The organism is Paenibacillus selenitireducens (assembly GCF_002021565.1).
Taxonomy (GTDB): domain Bacteria; phylum Bacillota; class Bacilli; order Paenibacillales; family Paenibacillaceae; genus Paenibacillus_K; species Paenibacillus_K selenitireducens.
Map to the genome: position 1 here is coordinate 113746 of NZ_MSZX01000001.1, position 12707 is coordinate 126452.

Genomic DNA, 12707 nt, shown 5'->3' on the forward strand with positions numbered 1-12707 from the left:
TGAGGACAGACGATGAGCGGATTTGTACATTTACATGTTCATAGCGAATACAGCTTGCTCGACGGCGCCGCAAGGATCGAAGCGTTAGTTGAAACCGCTGTACAGCACGGTATGAAATCGCTGGCGCTAACAGACCATGGCGTGATGTATGGGGTTGTCCCCTTCTATAAAGCGTGCATCGCACGTGGCATCCAGCCGATCATCGGCTGTGAAGCTTACTTGACGACGAGTTCGATGCAAGAGAAAGGATCCCGTCAAGAGAATCCAACCTACCATTTGATCTTGCTTGCGAAGAATCAACAGGGTTATCAGAACTTGATGAAGCTCTGCTCGCTCGGTCATTTGGAAGGATTTCATTATAAACCGCGGATCGATTTGGAAGCGTTAGCGAAGTATGCCGAAGGAATCATTTGCTTAAGCGCGTGTCTCGGGGGAGAAATCCCGCAGCATCTGCTGCATGGACGTGTGGAGGAAGCGAAGGCTTCGGCTTTGCGATATAAGCAAATTTTTGGCGAAGATTTTTATTTGGAATTGCAAGACCACGGGATTGCGGAACAGAAGCGTGTGAACCCGATGTTGATTGAGCTGAGTCAGGAGACGGGAATCCCGCTTGTTGTAACGAATGATGTGCACTATGTCGTTCCCGAGGACGCTTCGATGCAGGATGTGCTGATTTGTATTGGTACCGGGAAAACCGTGGATGCAGAAGACCGATTGCGAATCGCGACAGATCAATTGTATTTAAAAAGTGCAGAAGAGATGGCGAAGCTGTTCCCTTATGTCCCGGAAGCACTCTCGAATACGGAGTTGATTGCGGCCAAATGCGCCGATTTTCGACTGGAATTCGGTCGATCCATTCTCCCAGCTTTCCAGCCTATTCCCGAGGGGCTTACGTCACCGGAATATTTGGCCGTATTGTGCCGTGAAGGGTTGAATCGAAGATATGCATCGCTGCCCGATTGGGAGAGTCCAGCATATCAAGAGAACGTGGAACAGCGCCTCCAGTATGAATTAGGCGTGATTGATCGTATGGGGTATTCGGATTATTTTCTGATCGTATGGGATTTTATTCGATTTGCTCACGAGCACGGAATTGCTACGGGCCCAGGTCGGGGATCTTCCGCAGGGAGCTTGGTCGCCTACGTATTGAACATTACGGATGTGGATCCGATCAAATATAAGCTATTGTTCGAGCGTTTCTTGAATCCAGCTCGGGTCACGATGCCCGATATCGATATTGACTTTAGTGATGTCCGCAGGGATGAAGTGATTGCCTATGTGGTCCAAAAATACGGGATGGAGCATGTCGCTCAGATCATTACGTTCGGTACGATGGCGGCTCGAGCCGCTGTTCGTGACGTAGGCCGCGTGTTGAATGTACCGTTTGGGGAAGTGGATCGCGTAGCGAAGATGATTCCGAATCAGCTCGGCATTACGATTGAAGAAGCCTTGCGCTTGAATCCGGATCTGGCAGCGCTTCAGGAGCGCAATGAACGCGTGATGGAATTAATTCATATGGCGATGAAGGTGGAAGGGATGCCGCGTCATGCTTCCACGCATGCGGCGGGTGTCGTGATTTCTCAAGAACCGCTAACCCATTATGTCCCATTGCAGGAAGGCTCGGAATCCACAGCACTGACGCAGTATTCGATGGAGAATTTAGAAGCGATCGGCCTGCTCAAAATGGACTTTCTCGGCTTGCGCACGCTATCGATTATTGAACGTACGTTAGCCTGGGTGGAGGAACAGCACGGCTTATCGATCGATTTCCATCAGATCTCTGATGACGATCCATTAACGTATGAGATGCTGAGCCATGGCAATACAACCGGGGTATTTCAGCTCGAGTCTTCAGGGGTGCGACGTGTTTTGAAGGATCTTAAACCTTCAGTATTCGAGGATATTGTCTCGGTTGTGGCTTTATATCGTCCCGGTCCGATGGATTTTATTCCGAAGTACATTCAAGTGAAGCATGGCGAGATTGAAGCCGAATATCCGCATCCAACCTTGATTCCGATCCTGGAAGATACGTACGGCATTATCGTCTATCAAGAGCAAATTATGCAGATCGCATCGCAAATGGCTGGCTTTTCGCTTGGTGAAGCAGACCTGTTGCGACGCGCAGTTTCGAAGAAGAAGCGGGAAGTGCTCGACGAAGAGCGCGAACATTTCGTGAACGGCAGCGTTGGCCAAGGGTTCTCGCCAGAGGAAGCCAACCATGTGTATGATATGATCGTTCGGTTCGCGGATTACGGTTTTCCGCGCGCGCATGCTGCAGCTTACGGAGTGTTAGCTTTTCAGACGGCCTATTTGAAGGCGCACTATCCGGTTCAATTTATGTCTTCCATGTTAGCCTCCGTCATGGGCAATCATCGCAAAGTGGCGGAATATGTTGATGCCAGCCGCCGGATGGGCATTGAGGTGCTGCCGCCGGATGTGAATGAGAGCGGTGTATTATTCACGCCGGTTGTCAAAGATGATGGTATGCGCGCCATTCGTTTCGGGCTTGCTGCGATGAAAAATGTCGGTACGCAAGCGATCGAGAGCATTATGAAGGTGCGGGAGGAACGTCCTTACGACAGCCTGCTGGACTTCTGCCGGCGTGTAGACCTTCGGGTATGCAATAAGCGAGTTCTGGAGTCCTTGATCCAAGGAGGGGCCTTAGATTCGCTCCCAGGCCATCGTGCACAGTTGATTGCGATGTTGGATGAGACGGTAGAAGCAGCTGTAAAGTGGCGTAAAGAACGCGAGGATTTGCAGATTCAATTGTTCGGATTTGTCGAAGTCAACAATTGGTCGATTGAATATCCAGATATTCGACCTTATACCACAACACAGCAACTGGAATTTGAGCGAGAACTATTAGGATTATATATTTCGGGGCATCCGTTGGATGATCAGGAAGAATTGCTCTCTTCCCTGGAGCTGGACCGGTTCGTCGATTTGACGGAAGCGCCGGATGAGAGTGAAGTGACGGTGGCGGGCATGGTCGTCTCCGTCAAACCTATCTCGACGAAGAAAGGGCAAATGATGGGCTTCATGGAGCTGGAGGATCGAGTAGACCGTACCGAGGTCGTGCTGTTTCCGAAGACATGGGAACGTTATAACGCATTTGTCGAGAAGGGCGCGCTGCTCGTGGTACGCGCGAAGCTGCAGCAGCAAGACGAAGACTTCAAGCTGCTCGCAGACGACATCGCGCCGCTGGAAGCCGGCGCGGTCCAAGCCCTGCTGCGGCGGCGCAAGCCGCAGCCGCAGCCACGGCGCGAGCCTCCTGCCCGTACGGCAGGAGGCAGCACCACGCCACGCGCGGGCGCCTCGGCAGGCGCTGCGCAGGCGCCTAGCGCAGCACCGCCGCCTCGACCGGCGGCGGGCGGCGCTGCAGTGCGGAACACGCGTGCCGGGCAGCGCGTGTACATCAAGATCAGCGCCGATCGCGAGACGGCGCTGGTGCTGGAGCAGCTCAAATCGCTGCTCCAAGAGCATGGCGGACCGATGCAGACGGTCCTCTTCTACGAGCGCGAGCAGAAAGCGATCGCGCTGAGCGAAGGCTTCAACATCAAGCCTTCGCCGGTGTTGTTCCGACAAGTTGAAGCGCTGCTCGGGCCTGAGACCATGAAGGTTAAATAATGCTTGCAGTATCTAATGTTTAAAAAATAAATTTTTTCTCATCTACGAACATTTCCACCTCGCTCCGCATACATTTAGGTACATTCAAAGGACAGGTGGAGATCTTATGTCATATGAAATCGTCGTAGAAATGCTGGATCGTCGCGGGGTCACCATTCATTCCATTGCAGAAATTGTGTATAAGCTGCAAATCCCCTATAATGCCAGCCTAACCCTCGAACTTTGCGAGGAAAGCGTGATGGCCGTGTTGCGGAAAAGGGAAGTCCAATATACATTATATACGGGCATAGCTTTGGATGAGTTAGCGGAACAAAAGAAGCTTCCACAGCCGCTGCAGGCGATTATGGAAGCGGACGAGTCGCTATATGGCGTAGACGAAACGTTAGCTTTAGGAATTACGAATGTATACGGAATGATCGGGTTGACAAGCTTCGGTTATTTGGACAAAGAAAAGATAGGCATCATTCATCAATTGAACCAAAAAGGGAAGCATATCCACGTTTTTCTGGATGATCTTGTGGCTGGGCTTGCAGCGGCGGCATCTGCTCGAATTGCGCATGCAGACCCTAAAGCGATCTTATATCCCTTACATCCGCCGGCCTCCAAATAAATCGTTTCCTTGATGTTAAATTGGGAGTTATGTTATCATTATTGCATTAATTGGGCCAATTTGTGTGGTTGAGGAGGACAAAAGCGAATGTGGACGGTTATTTATATTGCTCCTACAGAGAAAATTGCTGACAGACTTAAGTCTAAACTGTCCGAAGAAGGTTTTTTGGTGCAGGTTCGCCCTATTAATCTATCGAAGCAACAGTTTGAAATTTTAGTGCCTTCCGGAGAGCTGGAAGAGGTACAAGAAGTACTTAATTCGATTTTACATCCGTAATATATCGTAATTTGAAGCAGAACTTGAGAAAAAATTAAGCTCTTGTGAGGTGTGGTTGTGTTAAAAGACTTATTCGGTAAAAAAAGAAAATACGCTACCATTCCTTCCGAACGTGCGGCGCGTACCGGTTCTGTCGAAGAAGGGGAGCGCCCAAAACGGGAAATTCCGGAAGGGCTCATGAATAAGTGCTCGAAATGCGGCACGATTCATTTTAGCAAGGAACTTGAGAAAAATTTGATGGTGTGCTCTGGCTGCGGATACCATATGCGTTTGAACGCAATGGACCGCATTCATCTAACAGTGGATGAAGGCCGTTTCTTTGAATATGATGCCAATATGATTTCAGAGGATCCATTAGCCTTCGCAGGTTATACGTCCAAGCTGGAACAACAGAAGTCCAACTCTGGTCTTCTGGATGCTGTAATTACGGGTGAGGGAACGATCGGAGGTTATCCGGTCGTCCTTGCCGTTATGAGCTTTGATTTCTTCAGCGGCAGTATGGGCAGCGTGGTGGGCGAGAAGGTCACGCGTGCCATTGAGACTGCGATGCAGAAGAAATATCCGCTGATTATTTTTTCAACATCAGGCGGAGCTCGGATGCAAGAAGGAATCCTGAGTTTGATGCAAATGGCGAAGACGAGTGCAGCGCTTGCCAAGTTTAACGAAGCAGGTGGTTTTTACATTTCTGTTAACACGGATCCAACGTTTGGCGGCGTTTCGGCGAGTTTTGCGATGCTTGGCGACGTTATTTTGGCCGAGCCAGGCGCGAGTACAGGGTTCGCGGGTCGTATCGTTATTGAACAGACGATTCGTCAGAAGCTGCCGGATAATTTCCAGACGTCCGAATTTAACTTGAAGCATGGTCAATTGGACTTGGTTGTCCATCGTAAGGACATGCGGGCAACGTTAACGAAGCTGCTAGATTTTCATACGGTGAAGGAGGATGTTTCTCATGGCGAATGAATTGCCTTTTGAAACGGCTCTCGTCGAAATGCGCAAAAAAATTGATGAGCTGAAGCAATTTGGCTCGGAAAAAGGCATCGATTTTACCGATGAAATTGCGCGCCTCGAAGAGCGCTATACCAGATTGGAAGAAGAAGTCTACACGAGTATTTCTCCTTCACAAAAAATGCATCTTGCTCGTCATCAACAACGCCCGACATCGCTTGATTTCATTCAAGCGATTTTTACCGACTTCATGGAGCTCCACGGCGATCGGTTATACGGAGATGACATGGCGATTGTTGGGGGTCTTGCCAAATTGAACGGTGTCCCAGTCACGGTAGTTGGACATCAGCGCGGTAAAGATATGAAAGATAATATCGCGCGCTTTTTCGGTAGTCCTCATCCTGAAGGATTCCGTAAAGCGCTTCGGCTTATGCAGCAAGCGGACAAGTTCAAGCGCCCTATTATTACATTCATCGATACGAAAGGTGCTTATCCCGGAAATACAGCGGAAGAACGCGGACAATCGGAAGCGATCGCACGTAATTTACGGGATATGATGCTGTTTAACGTACCGATCATTTGTGTGGTTATCGGGGAAGGCGGAAGTGGCGGTGCGTTAGGATTAGGCGTGGGCAATCGCGTCTTGATGCTAGAAAATGCGATCTACTCCGTGATTTCACCGAATGGTGCAGCATCGATTCTTTGGAAAGATGCAAGCAAGGCCGATCAGGCCGCAGAAGCTATGAAAATTACAGCAGATGATTTGCTAGGCATGGAGATCATTGAAGAGATTATTCCCGAGCCGCGCGGAGGAGCACACAAGGATTTAACAATGCAAGCGGACTTGATCAAAGCAGCCTTACAAAAGCACTTGGAAGAGTTAAAAGAGTTAAGTCCCGAGCAATTGCGCGAGGATCGTTATCATAAATTCCGGAAAATTGGTAAGTTTACATTTGAAGAGAATTTATGATATCTTTCGCGCTAGATGGAGAGACTGAAATTGTTCGTATGACAATTCTCATGTACAAAACTTCAATTTTGTTGTAAATTTATTTGTTGTGAAGAGAAGTTCTAAAATGGAGGAAACCATAATGCGCAAAACAAAAATTGTATGTACGATCGGCCCTTCCAGCGAATCATTGGAAAATACAAAGAAATTGATTCAAGCTGGAATGAATGTAGCACGCTTAAATTTTTCCCACGGTGACTTTGATGAGCATGGTAACCGTATCAAGACGATTCGCCAAGCATGTCAAGAATTGAACAAAACAGTTGCAATTCTGCTTGATACGAAAGGTCCTGAAATCCGTACAGGTAAATTGGCTGTTGAGCCGATTGAATTGGTACAGGATGAATTCATCACATTAACTACGGAAGAAATTCTTGGAGATAAAGATCGTATTTCAGTTACATATGATCAATTGCCTCAAGACGTTGAAGTCGGTTCTACGATTTTGATCGATGACGGCCTTATTGGTCTAACGGTAGTTGAAGTTCAAGGAACTGAAATTAAATGTAAGATTGTTAACGGCGGTACGATCAAGAGCAAGAAAGGCGTTAACGTACCAGGCGTGAAAATTTCTTTGCCGGGAATTACTGAAAAAGATGCGAATGATATCCGTTTCGGTATCGAACAAGGCGTCGATTTCATCGCGGCATCTTTTGTGCGTAAAGCTAGCGACGTTTTAGAAATCCGTCAATTGTTAGATCAACACAATGCAGGACACATTCAAATTATCTCCAAAATCGAGAACCAACAAGGTGTCGACAATTTGGATGAAATTTTAGAAGTATCCGACGGCTTAATGGTTGCTCGTGGTGACTTGGGCGTAGAAATTCCTGCTGAGGAAGTTCCATTAGCACAAAAATTAATGATCGAAAAATGTAACCGTTTGGGTAAACCGGTTATCACGGCGACTCAAATGTTAGATTCCATGCAACGCAACCCGCGCCCAACTCGCGCTGAAGCAAGTGACGTGGCGAACGCCATTTTCGATGGCACGGATGCAATCATGTTATCCGGCGAAACAGCTGCTGGTAAATACCCAGTAGAATCCGTATTAACAATGGCTCGTATTGCTGAACGTGCAGAATCTGCACTTCAACATCGTGAATTGTTCTTCAAACAACGTTTGGCACAAAAAGCTTCCGTAACTGAAGCTATTAGCCAAGCTGTTGCAAGCTCTGCGCTTGATTTGGATGCAAAAGCGATCATCAGCTCGACACAAACTGGTTATACAGCACGTATGGTATCTAAATACCGTCCGAAAGCTCCAATCATCGCTGTAACACCGGACGAGCAAGTGATGCGCCGCCTCGCTTTAACTTGGGGTGTTATCCCGGTTAAAGGTGAAGTTGCTACTTCTACAGACGAAATGTTCGATAGCGCAATTCAAGGCGGATTCAACTCCGGTCTTGTGGCAGAAGATGATTTGATCGTGCTTACAGCAGGCGTTCCAGCTGGACGTTCTGGTTCCACGAACTTGATCAAAGTTTTGTATGCGAAAAAGCGTTAATATACAATATAGATAGAGAACTACGAAGAGCAATGGGTTCATCCATTGCTCTTTTCTCATACCTAGACCTAACGGAGGTGATTGCAATTGCGATATAGTCGCTGGTTTTATACGCATATTCGGGTAAGATATCAGGAGACGGATCAAATGGGCGTGGTCTACCATGCCAATTATTTGAATTGGTTCGAAATTGGGCGTACGGAGTTAATTCGTGAGTTAGGCATCGATTATCGTGAGATTGAGCAGCATGGATTGTTATTGCCTGTAACAGAAATAAATACGCAATTTCATACACCGGCGCGTTATGATGATAGGGTGACGATTTGTACGCGGATTGCTGATTTTAGCGCATTGAAATTACATTTTGAATCCCAGGTTCGTCTGTTGACAGAAGAGGAGCGCTTGGCTCTCCACACCACAAATGATAAGATAGAGCCAACAGGTAAATTGCTGGTATCAGGCGCTACGCATCACGTATGGGTGAACCGTGATTTTCGGCCCGTCCGCATGGCAAGGGAGACGCCAGAGCTATTCGCCTTATTAGAGAAGGCTACAGAAAGGACGGACAGCGATGTTACTTAGAAATATGATGTTTATTTTTTTCGGCATCATCGTGGTTGAGGTGTTCGGCATTACACTCGTCAGCAGCTGGATCGGCGGCTGGAATACACTCTTGCTGATTGTCATTACGTCTTTGCTCGGGATTGCCGTTGCTCGCTTTGAAGGGATGAAAGTTCTTGAGGATGCGAAGCAGCAGATGAGAGAAGGCAAAGTACCGGGCCGAACGTTTATCGACGGGATCTGTATATTAATTGGCGGTTGGTTATTGATCATTCCGGGCTTTATTACGGATATTATTGGTTTTACACTAGCGTTCCCGTTAACACGGCCTTTGTATCGCTCGCTGATCCTGATGTGGATCATGAAGAAAATGAAGGACGGACGTTTTACCATTTATCGGCGTTAAGTATGCCGTCCCCCTCGAAAGATATAATTCCAAACATCTCGAAGTACATTGGCACGTTGTATGGCTGAGGCCAATACAAGGGTTGCTGGTCCGATAATCATCCCGAGAATGCCGAAGAGCTGCAATCCAACGAACATCGCGATTAACGTAGGAAGCGGTTGAAGTCCCACGCTGGTCGCGAGTACCTTCGGTTCGATAATCTGGCGGGCAATCAGAATGATGCCGTACAGAATGCTAAGTCCAATCCCTTGGGCTTGATCCCCACTCATGAACGAATAGGCGATCCATGGAACCATCGCGATCCCTACCCCCATATAAGGCAATAAATCTAATATTCCAATGAGTAAGCCGATCGTAATGGCATATTCCACATCTAAGATTAATAGACCAATAATCACCAGGACAGCCGTTAACGAGATTACGATGAATTGTGCACGTAAATAGCCAAATAATGCTTTTTGCAGGTCGACCCAAATAAGGGAGATCGGCTGCTGAACATGTACAGGCAGCCATTGCTTGACCCATTGAATTAATTCAACCCAATCTTTACTAATGAAGAAGACAGCGAGCAGAACGACGATGAGGATTGTAGCGATGTTCGGTAGGGACGAGAGAATGATAAGCACGCTGTTTAATAGCATACTAATGAAATTTGAGAGCGCATCTGTAATGGTCTGAGCCGTATGATTCATGTTGTTATTAATCGTGTCTTGTACATTGCGGTTATTCTGATAGAGTGAACTGATTTGGGTCACAAATCGATTCAAATTCTCATTTCCAAGAAGGTTCATCAGCATATTTTTCAGGTCATGAATACTGCCTTCCAAGGTTTGGGATAGGTTGAAGATTTCAATAATGATGCGCGTAATTACAGCGGATACGACTGTTAACATGGCACCTACGAACACGAAGATGGATAGGGTCACGGCCAGCCAACGGGGCATACGGGCTCCATGCTGCAAGAGATTGACAATGGGATTTAAGAAATAAGCAATGAGCCATGCCAGGATAAACGGATAAATCAGAGGTGTTATCCAGTAGAGCGCGTAGATGATGATCAAACATATGAGGAGTACCCAGCAGCCGCGTAGTATTTTTTTGATCATAAGTGGATCCAAGGGAGATCACTCCTTTAACTTACGTTCCGATTTGGACACGTCTACTGATACCTATGCTTGTTCATCTGAAATCACGACTGGTTTTTTCTGTTTACATTGCGTTTACAAATTATGATAACTGTCCAAACATTCGTGCTGGATAATGGTACCAAGAGTGAACAAGGGGATGGCCTCTTGGTACAGAAAGGATTCGGACACGGATGATATCTGCAAAATATGTGAACCGCGATCTGAGCTGGTTGGAATTTAATCGCCGTGTGTTAGAAGAGGCGCAAGATCCTGAGACACCGCTGCTGGAACGGGTGAAGTTTCTATCGATCGTATCGAGTAACTTGGACGAATTCATGAGCGTACGTGTTGCAGGGATATTGGATCAGATTCGACTGGGATATAACAAGAAGGATTTTACAGGGTATACCCCTTCGGGTTTACTGAAAAGATTAATGAAGCGAACGAGCAAAGCGGTGACGGATCAATATCGGACATACCGCGAGTTAATCCGGAGTTTGAGTAAAGAAGGCATAGTATTTACGTCGTTTGACGAATTGAATAGTACGCAGCAGAAGGCTATGCAGGTTTATTTTGATGAAATTGTTTTTCCGGTGTTAACGCCGATGGCCGTCGATCAGAGCCGTCCATTCCCGCTTGTGCATACGAATGAGCTGTATCTAGCTGTCGTACTGCAACGGAGATTAGAGGGGGCGGAAGGATGGCAGGAACCTGATCAAGAGCCATTCTTTGCCGTCGTACAGGTCCCTTCGATCCTTCCGAGGTATATTCAAGTTCCGAACCGGATGAACAGCAAGAAACAGGAATTTATACGGTTAGAAGATTTGATTAAAGTACATATCGATATGCTCTTTAGCGGATATATCCCTGTTGCGGTGCATGGGTTCCGAACAACTCGAAATGCGGATTTGACGCTGAATGAAGAAGGCGCGGAAGATTTGCTGGAAGAGATCGAGAAAGAGCTAAGACGACGGCGTTGGGGCGTTCCTGTCCGACTTGAAATTGAATCGGGGATGCATCCCTATGCACTTCAGCTGCTTCAGGAAGAATTCGAAATCATGGAGCATGTCTTCACGATTGACGGTCCTATTGACTTAAGCTTCTTGATGAAGTTCGCGGTGTCGCTGCAGAATGTGGATCATCTGCGATTCCCTAAGCTGGATCCAGTGTATCCGGAAGAGCTAGCAGATGCAGATGATTTGTTCAGTGTGCTGCGCACGAAGGATGTACTTATGTATCATCCCTACGAATCTTTTGATGCAGTGAATGATTTCATATGCCAAGCTGCTGACGACCCTGATGTGTTAGCGATCAAAATGACGTTATACCGCGTCTCAGGCAACTCTGTTCTTGTTCAAGCGCTGGCGAGAGCTGCGGAATCCGGGAAGCAAGTGACCGTCGTCGTGGAACTGAAGGCAAGGTTCGACGAAGAGCGGAATATCGCATGGGCACGTCAGCTTGAGAAAGCAGGCTGTCACGTCGTATATGGACTCGTGGGCTTAAAGACACATGCGAAGATAACGCTTGTTGTAAGGCGCGAACAGTCGATGCTGCGTCGGTATGTCCACGTGGGGACAGGCAATTACAACGAAAATACAGCCAAGCTTTATACAGATGCAGGTCTGTTCACATCGAATCCAGTGATCGGCGAAGACGCGTCGATTCTGTTCAATGAGGTGACGGGGTATTCCGCACCGCATGATTGGCAGGCGTTCGGCGTTGCGCCAACCGAATTGAAGGACAAGCTGATTTCAAAGATTGAACGTGAAATGAAATGGGCTGCAGAAGGGAAAGAAGCGCATATTATCGCGCAAGTTAATTCATTGTCCAATCAAGAAATGATCGATCAGCTCTATGCTGCTTCACAGATTGGCGTTCGGATTGATCTTATCGTGCGAGGTGTGTGTTGCTTGAGACCTGGCGTGCCTGGCTTGAGTGAGAACATTCGCGTGATTAGCATCGTAGATCGTTTCTTGGAGCATTCACGGATTATATACTTTAAGAACGGCGGAGAGGAAGAAGTGTATTTATCGAGTGCAGATTGGATGACAAGGAATTTGACACGTCGGATCGAGCTGATGTGTCCCGTGTTCGATAAGGCGCTCTGTAAATCATTGATTCAAATGCTTCATTTGAAGTTAAGAGACAATGCAAAGGCAAGGGAATTGCAATTGAATGGAACATACATGCGCGTGAGACAGGAAAACCAACCTTGCCGCAGTCAGTTCGAAGCGATGCATATCGAAGCATGGAAGGCTGTGCCTGTCCGAGTATGATCGGAGTCTCTCCATACCCCGATAGACTTACAGCGAGCAGGAATTAAAACAGTTTGTTATATTGTGAGGATTTGGTACCAAAGGAGTCGGCTTCTGAAGCGGCTCCTTTTTGCTGTGCATTTACAAAATCGATAAAAAAAAGCGAACTGCAATTAACAAAACAACCAAATAGATTTTACATTCGCCATTTAAGCTAGAAGAGTACTAGCAAAGCAAGGAGGCGAGAATGACAGATAACATCTTTGGATTGCAAAATTGGTATCGATACCAATTTTTAACTCCTTGTACAATTCGCTGAAGAAGAAAATGATGGTTTGTAAGAATTGGTATCGATACCAATATGAATGTGGAGGTGAATAC

The 12707-nt window shown here is 47.1% G+C and carries 10 protein-coding genes; 9 read left to right on the plus strand and 1 reads right to left on the minus strand.

Going from position 1 to position 12707, the window contains the following annotated elements:
- The first annotated feature begins 12 nt into the window (after positions 1-12).
- The 8 genes from BVG16_RS00565 (at position 13) to BVG16_RS00600 (ending at position 8944) form a co-directional block, all read left to right on the plus strand.
- Positions 13-3627, plus strand: coding sequence for a DNA polymerase III subunit alpha (locus BVG16_RS00565; protein WP_078496589.1), 3615 nt, complete (start codon positions 13-15; stop codon positions 3625-3627).
- 106 nt (positions 3628-3733) lie between these two features.
- Positions 3734-4237 carry a phosphatidylglycerophosphatase A family protein gene (locus BVG16_RS00570; protein WP_078496591.1) on the plus strand — a complete coding sequence of 168 codons (504 nt, stop codon included), beginning with the start codon at positions 3734-3736 and terminating at the stop codon, positions 4235-4237.
- A gap of 87 nt (positions 4238-4324) precedes the next feature.
- On the plus strand, positions 4325-4513 hold the full coding sequence (locus BVG16_RS00575) for a glutamate decarboxylase (protein WP_078496593.1): 189 nt from the start codon (positions 4325-4327) through the stop codon (positions 4511-4513).
- Between the two features lie 57 nt (positions 4514-4570).
- Entirely contained in the window at positions 4571-5476 is a 906-nt protein-coding gene (accD, locus tag BVG16_RS00580) for an acetyl-CoA carboxylase, carboxyltransferase subunit beta (RefSeq protein WP_078496594.1), read from the plus strand.
- Positions 5466-6431 carry an acetyl-CoA carboxylase carboxyltransferase subunit alpha gene (locus BVG16_RS00585; RefSeq protein WP_078496596.1) on the plus strand — a complete coding sequence of 322 codons (966 nt, stop codon included), beginning with the start codon at positions 5466-5468 and terminating at the stop codon, positions 6429-6431. Before accD ends, BVG16_RS00585 begins: the two co-directional genes overlap by 11 nt.
- A gap of 121 nt (positions 6432-6552) precedes the next feature.
- Positions 6553-7977, plus strand: a complete 1425-nt coding sequence (pyk, locus tag BVG16_RS00590) for a pyruvate kinase (RefSeq protein ID WP_078496598.1) — start codon at positions 6553-6555, stop codon at positions 7975-7977.
- 87 nt (positions 7978-8064) lie between these two features.
- The gene (locus tag BVG16_RS00595; RefSeq protein WP_144027251.1) at positions 8065-8559 is read left to right on the plus strand and encodes an acyl-CoA thioesterase; all 495 of its coding nucleotides are present in this window, start codon (positions 8065-8067) and stop codon (positions 8557-8559) included.
- Positions 8549-8944, plus strand: a complete 396-nt coding sequence (locus BVG16_RS00600; RefSeq protein ID WP_078496602.1) for an FxsA family protein — start codon at positions 8549-8551, stop codon at positions 8942-8944. Before BVG16_RS00595 ends, BVG16_RS00600 begins: the two co-directional genes overlap by 11 nt.
- On the opposite strand, the gene ytvI is transcribed toward BVG16_RS00600, so the two are convergent.
- Positions 8941-10062, minus strand: coding sequence for a sporulation integral membrane protein YtvI (gene ytvI, locus BVG16_RS00605; protein WP_144027252.1), 1122 nt, complete (start codon positions 10060-10062; stop codon positions 8941-8943). The two genes, BVG16_RS00600 and ytvI, sit on opposite strands and share 4 nt — an antisense overlap.
- Positions 10063-10262: 200 nt before the next feature.
- On the opposite strand from ytvI, the gene ppk1 reads away from it, so the two are divergent.
- Positions 10263-12347: a polyphosphate kinase 1 gene (ppk1, locus tag BVG16_RS00610; RefSeq protein ID WP_078496604.1), complete on the plus strand. Its 2085-nt coding sequence runs from the start codon at positions 10263-10265 to the stop codon at positions 12345-12347.
- Positions 12348-12707: the final 360 nt, after the last annotated feature.